The sequence below is a fragment of the Streptomyces sp. NPDC001222 genome (assembly GCF_042896945.1).
Lineage (GTDB): Bacteria > Actinomycetota > Actinomycetes > Streptomycetales > Streptomycetaceae > Streptomyces > Streptomyces gibsoniae.
Window position 1 is genome coordinate 53092 of the sequence record NZ_JBIAXT010000033.1, and the last position, 14521, is coordinate 67612.

A 14521-nucleotide genomic window follows, 5' to 3' on the forward strand; every position below is an offset into this window, starting at 1 on the left:
CGAACGCGCGGGCGGTTCCGGGCCCGCCCGGGCGCGGGCATAGGGTCGACGGCATGGATTCCAGCTTCTGGCCCGTGCCGGACGTGCTCGCCCATCTCGCCGGGCGGTGGAGCGTCGAGCGTGTCGTGCGCGACCTCGCGAGCGGCGAGGAGGGCCGCTTCAGCGGGACGACGGTGTTCTCGCCGCTGGAGGACGGCGGCGACGGGCTGCTGCACCAGGAGTCGGGCACTTTCGTCTGGCGGGGCACTCCGCGGCCCGCCGAGCGGACGCTGTGGTTCCTGCCCGGGGACTCCGCCGGTACGGCGCAGGTGCGGTTCGTGGACGGCCGCCCGTTCCACGAGCTCGATCTCACCACCGGCCGCCATGTCGCCGACCATCCGTGCGCGGCGGACCTGTACCGGGGCGAGTTCACCGTCCGGGACGCCGACCACTGGCGCACGGTGTGGCGCGTGGGCGGTCCCGCGAAGGACCTGGTGCTGACCACCGACTACGTGCGCGAGCGCTGAGCCCTGGGCACAACTGCCCGGTCTACCGGGCCTCCGGCTCCAGTCGGAGGTTCCAGCGCCCGTCGTGTCCGGCGAGCGTGACCGTCGACAGCGGACGGACGTCGATGTTCCAGTACGCCGACGGCTGCGCCCGCAGCGCATAGACCAGGGCGGCCCGCACCACCGACGGCTCCGCCACGGCCACGACACGGCTGCCGTCGTTCACCGGACGGGTCTCCAGCCAGCCGCCCACCCGGGAGATGAACGCGTGCAGCGACTCGCCGCCGTGCGGTGTGGAGCGGGGGTCCGCGAGCCACGCGTCCACCGCCGAGGGCTCCCGGGCCATCGCCTCCCCCAGCGTGAACCCGCGCCAGCGGCCCATGTCGCAGTCCCGCAGCGCGAGCTGCACCAGCGGCGCGTACCCGAGCGCGTCCCCGGTCGCCCGGCTCCGTGGCGTGGGCGAGCAGTAGCGCAGCTCGGCCGCCGCCAGCGGCACCAGATCCCGGGCGGCCCGTTGCACCTCGTCCCAGCCCGCCTGGTCCAGCGGGCGGTCGTCCTCGAATCGTTCCGCGAGCAGCGCGGAGCTGCGCGCGGCGGCGACGAACGTGACCCGAACATGCACACGGCGATGGTGTGACGCGCAAGTGCGCAGGTCAAGACCCGTTACTCAGCAGATACCAAGGGCATCGTCCGCGTGATCGGGCCCCGCGCGGTGCGTCTGCGGGCCGGTGTCCCGTTTCGTCCGCCGGCCCGCGTCCATGGATCTGCCCGGGCCGGCGCCTGTCGCTACCGGGGCCCGAGCACCTCGTCGCAGGCGGTGCGCAGGCGCCGTACGCCCTCCGTGATCTCTCCGGTCCCGGCGACGGCCGCAAAGCTCAGCCGGAGGTGGGCGGCGGGGGGTTCGGCGCTGAAGTAGGGGCGGCCCCGGGCGACCGCGACCCCCGCTCGCAGGGCGCCCGCGACGAGGGCCGACTCGTCGGTGCCGTCGGGCAGACGGGTCCACAGGTGGTATCCACCGGAGGGGATGTGCGGCAGGGCGAGTTCCGGCAGATGCAGGCCGAGGGCGGCGGTCAGCGTGTCCCGGCGCTGCTTCAACTCGGCGGCGACGGCGCGCAGATGGCGGGGCCACGCGGGCGAGCCGACGAGTTCGAGCGCGGCCTCCTGCAGCGGGCGTGGCACGAAGAAGGTGTCCACGACCTGGATCGCGCGCAACCGCTCCAGGACCGGGCCGCGTGCGGCCAGCGCGCTGACCCTGAAGCTGGGCGAGGTGGCCTTGGTGAGCGAGGAGACATGCACGACGACCCCGTCGGGATCCTCCGCGATCAGCGGGGGCGGCAGCGGACCGGCGTCCTCGTGCGCCAGTCGTCGTACGAAGTCGTCCTCGACGACGAACGCGCCGGCCTCGCGCGCGATGCGCAGCACCTCGCGCCGGCGCTCCGGCGCGAGCACGGCGCCGGTCGGGTTCTGGAACAGCGGCTGACAGACGACGACGCGGGCGCCGCTCGCCCGGAAGGCGTCCGCGAGCAGGGCCGGTTTCAGCCCGTCGGGGTCGACCGGCACCGGCACGGGCCGCAGACCCGCCGCGCGGGCGATCGCCAGCATGCCGGGGTAGGTGGGCGACTCGACCAGCACGGGGGCGCCGGGCGATGCCAAGGCCCTCAGTGCGGTGGTCAGCGCGGACTGACCGCCTGCCGTGATCAGTACGTCGGCCGGGCTGATCGCGCCGCCGATCCCGCGCGCGAACCACTCGCGCAGCTCCGCCACGCCCTCCACCGGCGGCCGGGCCCACACCCCCGGGCGGCGCCCGGCCCGGGACAGGGCCGCGCCCATGGCACGCTCCGGTTGCAGGGTGGGGTGCAGATAGCCGCCGTTGAACTCGACGACACCGGCGGGCGGGGCGGCGAGGGAGTCCAGCACGCCGGAGGCGTCGACGCTCCGTGGCACGAGCTCGGCGGCGGCCTCCGCACTGAGGGCGACCTCCTGCCAGGCGGTGTCCCCCACCTCCGGGGCCGTCGCACGCGGCTCGGCCCGAAAGGCGCCGGCCCCGGGCCGCGTCACCACAAGCCCCTCGCCGGCCAGCTGCGCGAACGCACGGGACACGGTCACCGGGCTGACCCGGAACCGCTCGACGAGTGCCCGGCTGGACGGCAGCTTCTCTCCTGGAGAGTAGCGCTTCACCTCGGACCGCAGCCTGCCCGCCAGTTCCTCAACACTGCTACTCTCTTGCATGAGAGCACAGGATAGCGCTACCGAGACCGTGACGATAGCGGCCGCGCAGCCCGACGGCGGCACCACCACCCGCCCGGCCCCGCACTACGGCGGCACCCTGCAGGCCGCCCTCGGGGTCGTCGCCTTCTCCCTGACGTTCCCCGCCACCGCCTGGGGGCTGGAGGGGTTCGGGCCCTGGTCGCTGGTGGCGGTGCGCAGCGCGCTGGCCGCCGTGATCGCCGGCAGCTGTCTGCTCGCGTTGCGGGTCCCGCTGCCCGCGCGGCCGCACCGGGCGGGGCTCGTCGTGGTCGCGGCCGGGGTCGTGCTCGGCTTCCCGCTGCTGACCACCCTCGCCCTGCGCACCTCGACGACCGCGCACGCCGCGGTGGTCGTCGGGCTGCTCCCGCTCACGACCGCCGTCTTCTCCGCGCTGCGCGTCGGCGCCCGGCCCTCCCGTACCTTCTGGCTCGCCGCCCTGGCCGGCGCCGCAGCCGTCATCGCGTTCACCGTGCAGCAGAGCGGCGGCGCGCTGACCGGCGCGGACGCCTATCTCTTCGGGGCTCTGCTGATCTGCGCCGCGGGCTACACCGAGGGCGGCCGGCTGGCCCGGGTCATGCCCGGCTGGCAGGTGATCGGCTGGGCGCTGGTGATGTGTCTCCCGCTCAGCGTGCCGGGCGCTCTCCTGGCCCTCTCCCACGAGCCCGTCCACCTCACCGCGCACGCTGTGACGGGGGTGCTGTGGGTGGCGGCCGGCTCCCAGTTCCTGGGCCTGGTCGTCTGGTACCGGGGCATGGCGGCCATCGGAATCCCCCGTGCCAGCCAGTTGCAGCTGGCACAGCCGCTGCTCACACTGGTGTGGTCGGTACTGCTCCTCGGCGAGCATCTCACCCCGGCCGCTCCACTGACGGCCGCCGCGGTGCTGGTGTGTATCGCGGTCACCCAGCGGACGCGGGCCTGACCGGGTTGGGGCGCGCGGACCGGGTCGACCGGCGCCACCGGCCGTACGAGACGGCCACGGACCGATACTCCCGCATGTGACGAGGAGGCCCCCCAGATGCGCGCGACTGTGGGCGACAAGCTGGTGCAGCACGGCAGGATCGTCGGGCAGCACGACAAGGTCGGCGAGATCGTGGAAGTGATGGGCTCGGACGGCAACCCGCCGTATCGCGTCCGCTTCCAGGACGGGCACGAGGGCGTGTGCTCTCCCGGACCCGACACCGAGATACGCCACAAGGAGATGGGTCAGCAGATCGGACACTAGGGCGAGACCGGACGGCGGGGCCCGGATCGGAGTGGGTCCCGCCCTCGTGCCGCGCACGGCCGTCCGGGCACGGCGACCCCGGCACGGACTCAGCGCGGGGGCTTCGCGGGTTGCCCGTAGTGGTCGGCGACGACCTGCGCCATCGCCCCGGCCGGGTCCGTCCTCACCTCTTTGGCGGCGAAGAACACATGACCGCGCACCTGCGGGTACCACTTGGCGAGTCTGAGGTGGCGCGAGAGTTCCGCCGGGTCCTGCCAGGCTTCCGGTTGCGTCGGGTCCGCTGCCTTGTAGAGCGCCTCACCCACGTACAGCTGCACGCGCGTGCCCCGGGTCACGTCCGCCCACCAGGGCACGAGCGTCGCGTAGTCGGCGGCGTGGAAGCCGATGTTCCAGTAGATCTGCGGGCAGATGTAGTCCAGCCAGCCGGACCTCACCCATGTGCGGGTGTCCGCGTACAGGTCGTCGTACGTCTGCACCCCCGCCCGGGTGGCCGAGCCGCGGGGGTCGGTGTCGGCGTTGCGCCACACCCCGAAGGGGCTGATGCCGAAGCGGGCGGCGGGCCGCAGCGCGTGGACGCGCGCCGCGGTCTCCTGCACCAGGAGGTCGATGTTGTGGCGCCGCCAGGCGGCCCGGCCGGCGAACCCGGCGCCGTGGGCCGCGTACGCCGCGTCGTCGTCGAAGACCGCGCCCCGGACGGGGTACGGGTAGAAGTAGTCGTCGAAGTGGACGCCGTCCACCGGATAGCGGCGTACGGCGTCGAGGATCGCGTCCTCGACGAATCTGCGCACCTGCGGCAGTCCGGGGTTGTAGTACAGCTTGCCGCCGTAGGACACCACCCAGTCCGGGTTCCGGCGGGCGGGGTGCCCGGGGGCGAGCCGGGTCAGATCGGTGTGGGAGGCCACCCGGTACGGGTTGAACCAGGCGTGCAGCTCGAGGCCCCGGGCGTGCGCCTCCTCGACCGCCGTGCCGAGCGGGTCCCAGCCCGGGTTCTTCCCCTGGGTGCCGGTCAGGAACTCGGACCACGGCTCGTAGGGCGACGGCCACAGGGCGTCGGCCGAGGGGCGTACCTGGAAGAAGACGGTGTTCAGCCGGCGCCGTACCGCGGCGTCGAGGTAGGCGCGCAGCTCGGCGCGCTGCACGGTGGCCGGCAGTCCCGCCCGGGAGGGCCAGTCGCGGCCGAACACGGTCGCCAGCCACATCCCCCGCATCTCTGTGACGGCCGCCGCGCGGGCAGGCTGAGCGTGGGCGTCACTCGCCGTCACCAGGGTCGACAAGGCGGCCACCATGAACGCCCTGCGTGACACTCGTCGCATGCACTCGTCCCCATACGTACCGATTCCGTCCGCCCTGGATCGTATCCCCCGGAGGCGGCCCCGACCCGGACGATCGATCATCGGCACGCCGGGGGTAACGTGCAGAGTCGAGAGCAGGCACCGAACCACGGGGGGCCTGCCCGGGGGCGTCCTGTGATCGCGCGAGCCGGCGTGGTGCGCAGGCCCCCTCCTCAGGCCCGATGATCAGCGAAAGGGACGATGTGACCGACATCGAACGCGTCGGAGTGGTGGGCTGCGGCCAGATGGGAGCGGGCATCGCCGAGGTGTGCGCCCGCGCCGGACTGGACGTGAAGGTCGCCGAGACCACCGGCGAAGCCCTGGAGATCGGCCGGACCCGCCTGCTCAACTCCCTGTCCAAGGCGGCCGAGCGCGGCAAGATCTCCGAGGAGGAGCGGGACGCGACGCAGGCCCGCCTCACCTTCACCACCGATCTCGGAGAGTTCGCCGACCGCGACCTCGTGATCGAGGCCGTCGTCGAGAACGAGCAGGTGAAGACGGAGATCTTCCAGGTGCTCGACCAGGTGGTGACCCGCCCGGACGCGATCCTCGCCTCCAACACCTCCTCGATCCCGCTGGTCAAGCTCGCGGTCGCCACCTCGCGGCCGGACCATGTGGTCGGCATACACTTCTTCAACCCCGCACCGGTCCAGCAGCTCGTCGAGCTGATCCCGGCGCTGACCACCTCGGAGGGCACGCTCAGCCGGGCCCAGCTGTTCGCGGAGAAGGCCCTCGGCAAGCACGCGATCCGCGCCCAGGACCGCTCCGGTTTCGTGGTCAACGCGCTGCTCGTGCCCTATCTGCTCTCCGCCATCCGGATGTTCGAGTCGGGCATCGCGGGCCGTGAGGACATCGACAACGGCATGGAGATGGGCTGCGCCCACCCGATGGGCCCGCTGAAGCTCTCCGACCTCATCGGCCTGGACACCATCGTCTCCATCGCCAACTCGATGTATGAGGAGTACAAGGAGCCCCTGTACGCCGCTCCCCCGCTGCTCCAGCGCATGGTGGAGGCGGGCCGGCTGGGCCGCAAGACGGGCTCCGGCTTCTACACCTACAGCTGATCCAGGGTTTTTCGCCCGCCTGGTCACACACCGTGAGTCCGGGCCGGGCCGGACGGGCCCGGTGCCGATTTCGGTGCCGGGCCCGTGTTATTCACACACCGTGTGTGCCGGGGACACGCATATGCCTTTCGCACACTCTCCCCACGCGTCCACCAGGCGAGTTGACTCTCCATGCGCATGCAAGGGATGTGACGACTACGGAAAGGAGCGGACACGTGACCGCCGACCCCGAGCATCCCGTGGTCCATGGAGAAGTCGCAGAGTTACGCCGTCGCCTCGATGTGGCGCACGCGCGGGTCGAGGGAGGGCTGACGCTGCTCAGTCATCGTGCCGAGGAGACCGCCAAGGATCTGGACGAGTTGAGCCTGAGGGTGGTCGCGCTGGAGCACACGCGCTGGCCGCTGCCCGCGGTGGCCGCCCTCACCGCGGTGGGCGCCCTCGTCGTGGCGATCTGGCAGGCACTGGGACGCTAGTGCTGTGACCGGCCTCATGCCGCTCAGGGCAGTGTGTCCTGTCCGAGCCTGAGGTGGTGCAGCAGCAGTAACGCGGCCGCCATGTTGGCGGCCGGGACCTCTCCCCGGGCGACCAGGTCGGGGACGAGCTTCAAGGGGACCCATTCCCGGCGGTCCGACTCGAAGTCGTCCACGGGGTGTCCGACGTACTCGCCCTCGTCGGCCCAGTAGACGTGGTGCCGGGCGTCGGTGAGTCCGTTGGAGGGCTCGACGCTCATGAGATGACGCAGAGGTCCCGGCCGCCAGCCGGTCTCCTCCTCGAGTTCGCGGGCCGCCGCGGCGGCGATGTCCTCACCGTCCTCCACGACTCCGGCCGGGAGCTCCCACCCCCAGCTGTCGGTGATGAAGCGGTGCCGCCACAACAGCAGCACCTCGTTGGCCTCGTTCACGACGGTGGCCACGGCGACGGGCCGCAGCCGGATCAGGAAGTGGTCGAGGTGCCGGCCGTCCGGCAGCTCGACATCGGCGAGATTGACGCTGAACCAGCGGTTTGCATACACAGTTTGTTCGTTCAGTTTCGTCCACTGCACGGTTCTGCCACCTTCCGCTGAGTAAGTGGCAATATCGCAGCAGGAGCGGTTTCTCAGCAGGCTCACAGCGGCGCATACCCGGCGCAGCGGCGGACACGGGTCCGCGCCGGCGGGAGCCCCACGGGGCCCACGCGGCGCTCCGGCAGAGGCCGACGGGGTGGCTACAGCGGTACGCGGAGTGCGCCGTCGATGAGTTCGGCTGCCTCGGCCGTTCCCGCGGAGCCGTTGCGCACCAGGTGCTCGCGTACCGCGCGCAGTCTGTCGCGCAGCCGCATGGACTCCATCCCCCGGGCCCGCTCGGCCATCTCGACCGCGGTGGCCGCCGCTCTGTCGGCGTTGCCCTGCCGCAGTTCGATCTGGCTGAGCATGGCGAGCCGGTGCACCCGGCCGCGGTCGTGCGCGGGCGTGTCGACGGCGGCCGCGGCGTGCTCCCCCGCCGCGGTCAGATCACCGAGGCTGAGCAGTGCCTCCGCGACCTGCACATGGACGAGACCGGGCTGCACATAGCCGGTCTCGTCCGGTTCGTGGCCGCGCCGGATGCGTTCGGCGGCCGACTCGGCCTGCCGGATGCAGTCCAGGGCGCTCGTCGCGTCGCCGAGATGTGCGTATGCCTTCGCCTGCATCGCGTACAGGTCGGAGGCGAGCGCCGGGGTGATGTGGCGGCCCGCGGTGCGCAGCGCCGCCTCGGCGAAGGCGACGGCCTGCCGGTACTCCTTCATGAACAGGGACTGGTTGACCAGCAGCGCTATCACATACGCGCCGAGCCCCCGGTCCCCGCTGGCCTTCGCCAGTCGCAGGGCCTGGTGGAAGTAGCGCTGGGCGAGGCCGAGCGCGTCGGAGTCATAGGCGCAGATACCGGCGATCGCCACCAGACCGCCGGTGGCGCGGTGCAGTTGACGGCCCATCGCGTCGGTGTAGCTGCCGCGCAGCAGCGGCGCGGTCTCGGAGTTGAGGAAGCCGACGATCCGGCTGCGGGTCGCTATACCGCCCGCCTTGCGGTACATCTGCTCGTAGTGGCTCCGGGCGGCGCGCAGCATCTCGATGTCGGCGGGGGTGACCCGGTGCCGGCCGCCGCGCGAGACGTCCACGTCCTCGGGCGGGTTCTCCCACTCCCACACCGGCATCACGGCGGGCGTGCCGGTGACCGCGGGGGCGTCGAGTATGTGCGGGCGCTGCTGCTCGTCGGAGCGCCACAGGGCGGTGGCCCGTTCGACGAAGCCCGAGAGGCCCGAGCCGTGCGGGGCGGCCGGTTCGCCGGGTACGCCGAGTCCGATGTCGTCGAGGGTGACGGGACGGCGCAGCCGGGCGGCGAGCACCTCGCAGATCAGATCGGGCACCTGGCCGCGCGGCCGCTGGCCCTTCAACCACCGTGCCACGGCGGTGTGTTCGTACCGGAGTGCCAGTCCGCGGGCCCGGCCCGCCTGGTTGACATGCGCGGCGAGTCCCGCGTGGGAGATCCCGGCCTCGTCGAGGATCGCGTCGAGCAGGGTGTTGGGCTGCATGAGGTGCCCTCCGGTGGCTCGGTGCGGACAGCGTAGTGCGTCCGGGTTCACACGGGGTGTGAACGGAGTACGCGCATCCGGGCGGTACGTACGCTGTTGCGGAGAGTTTCCGGCCGGTTGACTGAAATCCCTCGTAAGGGGCCGGCGGGCCGCCGGCTCCCCCTCGTACAGTGCGGCGGCCCGAGTCCGCGCCGTCCGCCCCGCCGCTTGCCCGACACTCCGTGGCGGGGCGGACGGCGCGTCGGCGCTCCCACGGGAACGGGCGGGCGGCTAACCGTGGTTCGTCGGGTGCGGATCCGTCGTCGCGTGTCCCGCAGTGCCCCGCGCCCCCGACGGGGCGTCCCCGCGGCGGTCGTTGCGCACGACGAGGAGGGCCACGTCGTCGGTGAGGCGTGCGCCGGTGTGGCGGAGCAGCCCGGCGAACACGCTGCGCAGCACTCGCTGGGGTACGACGCCGTCGCGTACGGCCTCCGTCAGGGCGGTGGCCAGGGGGAAGAAGCGCCCCTGGGGGTCCCGGGCGTCCTCGGCGCCGTCGGTGTGGAGGAACAGCGCCTGTCCGGGCTCCAGTCGTCCGCAGTCGATGGCGGACAGATCCTCCGGCAGGGGGAACGGCCCGAGCGGAGGCAGGGGTTCGGCGCTGCTGAGGGGCACGGCTCCGGCCCGGTCGAGCAGATACGGCCATGGATGGCCGCAGTTGAGGACGCGCAGCTCTCCCTCGCGGCCGATCTCCAGGAGCAGCAGGGTCACGAACTCCTCCGCGACCGGGCCCTGCGGCTCCCGGCCGGACGAGGGGTGTTCCGCGCGGGCCCACTCGCGCAGATGCCGGGCCAGCGCCCGGTCCAGCCGGCGCAGCACCGGGGCGAGTTCGGACTCGTCGTGCACGGCCTCGCGGAAGCTGCCGAGGACGGCGGCGGCGGTGGCGAGGGCCGCGAGTCCGTGTCCGCGCACATCGCCCATCACGATGCGCACCCCGTGCTCGGTGGCGATCACCTCGTACAGATCGCCGCCCACGGTGGCTCCGCGGTCCGCGGACACCTGCGCGGCGGCCACCCGGAGCCCGTCGATCCATGGCGGCAGCGGGCGCAACAGCACGCTCTGGGCGGCGCCCGCGACCTTGCGGGCCTGTCTGAGCTCCCGCAGATACAGGTGCCGGACGTGCAGCAGCAGCCCCGCGCCGGCCCCCAGGAACACGGCACTGCCCGCGATCCGCGCTCCGAGGGCCTGCTGCTGGGCGAGCGGACAGGCGAGTTTGTACGTGACCACCGTCGCGCCCCACACGGTGGGCAGCCCCACCGAGAACGCCCGCCCCAGACGGCGTGGGCCCCTGCGGACGCGGTGCCCGACTCCCCGGGCGACGGCCGTGCCCAACCGGCCCCCGGACGCTACCCCCGGCCGCGGCCCGCGAGGGGGCCCAGCCTTGATACGGATCATGCCGGCCCCCCATGAGAGCCCGAGTGCGCAGAATCGGCCCGCGGAGTCCCACCTCACGCCCCTGGGCCGGTCCGATTCTGTCGACGGGACCGACGGCCGGTCGGGATCATCGAGACTTGCCACCCTAATGAGTGAGGTGGCTCCAAGGGGTACGAGGGCACGCCCCCGTCAGCAGAAGAGGGGAGCTGCGCGGCCGCGCAGCTCCCCTCGGCCCCGTTGCGGGGAGTACTGGGGCGTGTTTCGAAAGTCCCGTCTGGCCCGCGACTCCCCCAGCCCGGCGGCTGGGAGGTGCCCCCAGGTACGACACCTCGCCGCGTTGTCGGGATCGTCCGCGTACCCAGTACGCGGACGATCCTCCGCCTTGCGCTGCGCCGCACCGGACGCCGCGGGCCCCGCCCTTCGGGCGGACGACGCTACTTTCGCAACACGCCCTAACTCCGCAACGCCGCCCCGGTGCGCTCCGCCGCCAGCGCGACCGCCGCGTCACGGGCCGCGGAGGCCTCGTCGACGGTCAGGGTGCGGTCGGGGGCGCGGAAGCGCAGCGCGTACGCCAGCGACTTCTTGTCCTCGCCGAGCTGCTCGCTCTCGTAGATGTCGAACAGCCGGATGGACTCCAGCAGTTCACCGGCGCCCTCGCGCAGCGCGGCCTCGACGTGCGCGTGCGCGACCGTCTTGTTGACGACCAGGGCGACGTCCTGGGTGGCGACCGGGAAGCCGGCGATGTGCGGCGCCTGCGGGGTGCCGGTGCCCACCTGCTCCAGCACGTCCAGGTCCAGCTCCATGGCACAGGTGCGCTCCGGCAGGCCCAGCGTCTTCACCACGCGCGGGTGCAGCTCACCCGCGTGGCCGACGACCCGCTCGGCGCCGTCCACGGCGACCACCAGCTCGGCGCAGCGGCCCGGGTGCCACGGACCGTACTGGCCCTTGCGGACGATCAGCTCGGCCCCGGCCTCGCGGGCGACGGTCCGTGCCGCCTCGACCGCGTCGGCCCAGTCGGCCGGGCGGCCCTTGCCCCACCAGCCGGCCTGTTCCCGGGCGCCCGCCAGGACGACCGCGACGTGGCGCGGCTGCTCGGGCAGCGCGGCGTTCAGCCCGGCGATCTCCTCGTCGGTCGGACGCCGGTCGACGGACAGATGTCCGGCGGCGGGCCGCTCCACCGCGGGGTCCTGGGCGCGGGGAAGGAAGACGAGGCCGGTCTCGAACAGCGCCAGGTCGTGGTTGCCGCGGCCGTCGTTGCGGCGCAGCGCGCCGAGCAGGCCCGGCAGCAGCGTCGTACGGAGCGCGGGCTCCTCGTCGTTGAGCGGGTTGACCAGCTTGACCACCCGGCGGGCCGGGTCGTCGGCCTCCAGGCCGAACTGGTCGAAGACCTGCTCGCTGACGAACGGGTAGTTCGGCGCCTCGACGTAGCCCTCACCGGCGAGGACCCGGCCCACCCTGCGGTGCAGTCGCTGCCGCTGGGTCAGCCCGCGGCCCGAGGGAAGCTTGGGCAGCGTGGAGGGCAGGTTCTCGTAGCCCTCCAGACGGATGACCTCTTCGGCCAGGTCGTTGGGGTCCGTGAGGTCGGGTCGCCAGGACGGGACGGTGACGATCAGCTCGTCCTGCCCGTACACGTCGCAGCCGACCTCCTGGAGGCGGCGGACGACGATCTCACGGCCGTACTCGACACCCGCGACCCGGTCCGGGTGGTCGGCGGGCATGGCGATGGTGTGCGGCGCGGAGGGCGCGATGACCTCGGTGACACCGGCGTCGGCCGTGCCGCCCGCGAGCAGCACCAGCAGGTCGGCCGTGCGCTGGGCGGCCGCGGAGGCCGCCTGCGGGTCGACACCGCGCTCGAAGCGGCGGGACGCCTCGGTGGACAGCTTGTGCCGGCGGGCGGTGCGCGCGATGGAGATCTGGTCGAAGTGCGCGGCCTCGATGACGATCTCGGTGGTCGCGTTCTCCGGGTCCGCCGAGTGATCCGCGATCTCGGTGTTGGCGCCGCCCATGACGCCCGCGAGGCCGATGGGCCCGCGGTCGTCGGTGATCACGAGGTCCTCGGAGTGCAACTTGCGCGTCTGACCGTCGAGGGTCGTGAACTTCTCGCCCTCCTCGGCCCGGCGCACGCCGATCGTGCCCTGGACCAGCTTGCGGTCGTAGGCGTGCAGCGGCTGCCCGATCTCCATCATCACGTAGTTGGTGAGGTCGACGGCGAGCGAGATCGGGCGCATGCCGACCTTCTGCAGCCGGCGCTGGAGCCAGATCGGGGAGCGCGCGTGGGGGTCGAGACCGGTCACCGTGCGGGCGATGAAGCGGTCGCAGCCGTGCGGCTCGGAGATCTTCACCGAGGGGCCGAACGCGTTGGGGGCCGGGACGTCGAGCAGCGCCGGGTCGCGCAGCGGCACGCCGTAGGCGATGGCGGCCTCGCGGGCGACACCGCGGATGGACAGGCAGTCGCCGCGGTTGGCGGTGACGGCGATGTCGAGGACCTCGTCCACCAGCTCCAGCAGCTCGATGGCGTCCTTGCCGACCTCGGTCTCCGGCGGCAGCACGATGATGCCCTTGGTGCCGTCGTCGCCCATGCCCAGCTCGTCGCTGGAGCAGATCATGCCGTGCGAGGTCCTGCCGTACGTCTTGCGCGCGGCGATCGCGAAGCCGCCGGGGAGCTCGGCGCCCGGCAGGACGACGACGACCTTGTCACCGACGGAGAAGTTGCGGGCGCCGCAGACGATCTCCTGGGGCTGGCCGGTGCCGTTGGCCTCGCCGACGTCGACGGTGCAGAAGCGGATCGGCTTCTTGAAGCCCTCCAGCTCCTCGATGGTCAGCACCTGGCCGACGACGAGCGGCCCCTTGAGGTCGGCGCCGAGCTGCTCGACGGTCTCGACCTCGAGGCCTGCCGAAATGAGCTTGGCCTGGACGTCTCGACCGGTCTCCGTCGCCGGCAGGTCGACGTACTCCCGCAGCCAAGAAAGCGGGATCCGCATCAGATCTCCATCCCGAACGGCCGGGTGAACCGGACGTCACCCTCGACCATGTCTCGCATGTCTTCGACGTTGTGGCGGAACATCAGCATTCGCTCGATGCCGAACCCGAAGGCGAAGCCGCTGTACTTCTCCGGGTCGATCCCGCAGGCGGTGAGCACCCGCGGGTTGACCATGCCGCAGCCGCCCAGCTCGATCCATCCCTCGGAGGAGCAGGTACGGCAGGGCCGGTCGGGGTTGCCGACGGACTCGCCCTTGCAGACGTAGCAGAGCATGTCCATCTCGGCGCTCGGCTCGGTGAACGGGAAGAAGTTCGGCCGCAGCCGGGTCTTCATGCCCTCGCCGAACAGCGACTGGACCATGTGGTCCAGGGTGCCCTTGAGGTCGGCCATGGTCAGGCCCTCGTCCACGGCGAGCAGCTCGACCTGGTGGAAGACGGGCGTGTGCGTGGCGTCCAGCTCGTCGGTGCGGTAGACGCGGCCGGGGCAGATCACGTAGACCGGCAGCTCGCGCTCCAGCATGGAGCGGATCTGGACCGGCGAGGTGTGCGTGCGCAGCACGACGCCGGAGTCGCTGCCGCCGTCGGGGCCCTGCACGAAGAACGTGTCCTGCTCGCCGCGGGCCGGGTGGTCCGGGCCGATGTTGAGGGCGTCGAAGTTGAACCACTCCGCCTCGACCTGCGGGCCCTCGGCGACCTCGTAGCCCATGGCCACGAAGATGTCCTCGATGCGCTCGGAGAGTGTGGTCAGCGGGTGGCGGGCACCGGCCGGGACACGGTCGTAGGGCAGGGTGACGTCCACCGACTCCTCGACCAGGACCCGGGCGTCCCGCTCGGCCTCCAGCTCGGTCTGGCGGGCCGCGAGCGCCTTGTTCACGGCGCCGCGCGCCATGCCGACGCGCTTGCCGGCGTCCGCCTTGGCGTGCGGGGGCAGGGCGCCGATCTCGCGGTTGGCCAGGGACAACGGCGAGGCGGGGCCGGTGTGGGCGACCTTGGCCTCGTGGAGCGCGGCGAGGGAGTCCGCGGCGGTGAAGGCGGCGAGCGCCTCGTCCCGCATGCGCTCGATCTCTTCCGGTTTCAAGGCCTCGACCTCGACAGGGTCGTACGACTTATTGGGTGCCGACATCTCTTCCCGTGCTTCCGATTGGCTGGCTGAGGGTCCCCGTCACCGACTCAAGGATGATGAGTCGTCCTCAAGGATGAGTCGTCTCCGTCTTCGGGACGCAAAGGTGCCAAAGGTCG

Annotated in this window: 13 protein-coding genes; 5 read left to right on the top strand and 8 right to left on the bottom strand. The window is 72.4% G+C overall.

Features of this window, described 5'->3' with window-relative positions:
• Positions 1-53: 53 nt before the first annotated feature.
• On the top strand, positions 54-506 hold the full coding sequence (locus ACFY2Z_RS33030) for a DUF6314 family protein (RefSeq protein ID WP_390747731.1): 453 nt from the start codon (positions 54-56) through the stop codon (positions 504-506).
• A 22-nt stretch (positions 507-528) separates the two neighbouring features.
• On the opposite strand, the gene ACFY2Z_RS33035 is transcribed toward ACFY2Z_RS33030, so the two are convergent.
• Positions 529-1107: a histidine phosphatase family protein gene (locus tag ACFY2Z_RS33035; RefSeq protein ID WP_390747732.1), complete on the bottom strand. Its 579-nt coding sequence runs from the start codon at positions 1105-1107 to the stop codon at positions 529-531.
• A 164-nt stretch (positions 1108-1271) separates the two neighbouring features.
• Positions 1272-2714 (bottom strand): PLP-dependent aminotransferase family protein, encoded by a 1443-nt coding sequence (locus ACFY2Z_RS33040; RefSeq protein WP_390747733.1) that lies wholly within the window; start codon positions 2712-2714, stop codon positions 1272-1274.
• Here ACFY2Z_RS33040 and ACFY2Z_RS33045 point away from each other — a divergent pair.
• Both ACFY2Z_RS33045 and ACFY2Z_RS33050 read left to right on the top strand, forming a co-directional pair.
• Entirely contained in the window at positions 2713-3651 is a 939-nt protein-coding gene (locus tag ACFY2Z_RS33045) for a DMT family transporter (protein WP_390747734.1), read from the top strand. The genes ACFY2Z_RS33040 and ACFY2Z_RS33045 overlap by 2 nt on opposite strands.
• A gap of 96 nt (positions 3652-3747) precedes the next feature.
• Positions 3748-3954 carry a DUF1918 domain-containing protein gene (locus ACFY2Z_RS33050; RefSeq protein ID WP_311699177.1) on the top strand — a complete coding sequence of 69 codons (207 nt, stop codon included), beginning with the start codon at positions 3748-3750 and terminating at the stop codon, positions 3952-3954.
• A gap of 89 nt (positions 3955-4043) precedes the next feature.
• Here the strand turns inward: ACFY2Z_RS33050 and ACFY2Z_RS33055 are convergent, their stop codons facing one another.
• Positions 4044-5267, bottom strand: coding sequence for a glycoside hydrolase family 10 protein (locus ACFY2Z_RS33055; protein ID WP_390747735.1), 1224 nt, complete (start codon positions 5265-5267; stop codon positions 4044-4046).
• 221 nt (positions 5268-5488) lie between these two features.
• On the opposite strand from ACFY2Z_RS33055, the gene ACFY2Z_RS33060 reads away from it, so the two are divergent.
• Together ACFY2Z_RS33060 and ACFY2Z_RS33065 are read left to right on the top strand one after the other, a co-directional pair.
• A complete protein-coding gene (locus ACFY2Z_RS33060) occupies positions 5489-6349 on the top strand; it encodes a 3-hydroxybutyryl-CoA dehydrogenase (protein ID WP_390747772.1) in 861 nt (286 codons plus the stop codon).
• Between the two features lie 215 nt (positions 6350-6564).
• Complete coding sequence (locus ACFY2Z_RS33065; RefSeq protein WP_311699174.1) at positions 6565-6822, top strand: hypothetical protein; 258 nt, start codon at positions 6565-6567, stop codon at positions 6820-6822.
• 23 nt (positions 6823-6845) lie between these two features.
• Here the strand turns inward: ACFY2Z_RS33065 and ACFY2Z_RS33070 are convergent, their stop codons facing one another.
• The 5 genes from ACFY2Z_RS33070 to pheS all read right to left on the bottom strand — a co-directional run bounded on the left by ACFY2Z_RS33070 (position 6846) and on the right by pheS (position 14405).
• Positions 6846-7391: an NUDIX domain-containing protein gene (locus ACFY2Z_RS33070; protein ID WP_390747736.1), complete on the bottom strand. Its 546-nt coding sequence runs from the start codon at positions 7389-7391 to the stop codon at positions 6846-6848.
• Between the two features lie 161 nt (positions 7392-7552).
• Entirely contained in the window at positions 7553-8893 is a 1341-nt protein-coding gene (locus ACFY2Z_RS33075) for a transcriptional regulator (protein WP_390747737.1), read from the bottom strand.
• A gap of 270 nt (positions 8894-9163) precedes the next feature.
• Entirely contained in the window at positions 9164-10324 is a 1161-nt protein-coding gene (locus ACFY2Z_RS33080) for a PP2C family protein-serine/threonine phosphatase (protein WP_390747738.1), read from the bottom strand.
• Between the two features lie 431 nt (positions 10325-10755).
• The gene (gene pheT, locus ACFY2Z_RS33085) at positions 10756-13284 is read right to left on the bottom strand and encodes a phenylalanine--tRNA ligase subunit beta (protein ID WP_390747739.1); all 2529 of its coding nucleotides are present in this window, start codon (positions 13282-13284) and stop codon (positions 10756-10758) included.
• Positions 13284-14405, bottom strand: a complete 1122-nt coding sequence (pheS, locus tag ACFY2Z_RS33090; RefSeq protein ID WP_390747740.1) for a phenylalanine--tRNA ligase subunit alpha — start codon at positions 14403-14405, stop codon at positions 13284-13286. The genes pheT and pheS overlap by 1 nt, the downstream gene beginning before the upstream one ends.
• Positions 14406-14521: the final 116 nt, after the last annotated feature.

Bases quoted from the DNA above. Each gene is read 5' to 3' on its own strand.
- ACFY2Z_RS33030 (WP_390747731.1), top strand. From the start codon at position 54: ATGGATTCCAGCTTCTGGCCCGTGCCGGACGTGCTCGCCCATCTCGCC.
- ACFY2Z_RS33045 (WP_390747734.1), top strand. From the start codon at position 2,713: ATGAGAGCACAGGATAGCGCTACCGAGACCGTGACGATAGCGGCCGCG.
- ACFY2Z_RS33040 (WP_390747733.1), bottom strand. From the start codon at position 2,714: ATGCAAGAGAGTAGCAGTGTTGAGGAACTGGCGGGCAGGCTGCGGTCC.
- ACFY2Z_RS33050 (WP_311699177.1), top strand. From the start codon at position 3,748: ATGCGCGCGACTGTGGGCGACAAGCTGGTGCAGCACGGCAGGATCGTC.
- ACFY2Z_RS33055 (WP_390747735.1), bottom strand. From the start codon at position 5,267: ATGCGACGAGTGTCACGCAGGGCGTTCATGGTGGCCGCCTTGTCGACC.
- ACFY2Z_RS33075 (WP_390747737.1), bottom strand. From the start codon at position 8,893: ATGCAGCCCAACACCCTGCTCGACGCGATCCTCGACGAGGCCGGGATC.
- ACFY2Z_RS33080 (WP_390747738.1), bottom strand. From the start codon at position 10,324: ATGATCCGTATCAAGGCTGGGCCCCCTCGCGGGCCGCGGCCGGGGGTA.
- pheT (WP_390747739.1), bottom strand. From the start codon at position 13,284: ATGCGGATCCCGCTTTCTTGGCTGCGGGAGTACGTCGACCTGCCGGCG.
- pheS (WP_390747740.1), bottom strand. From the start codon at position 14,405: ATGTCGGCACCCAATAAGTCGTACGACCCTGTCGAGGTCGAGGCCTTG.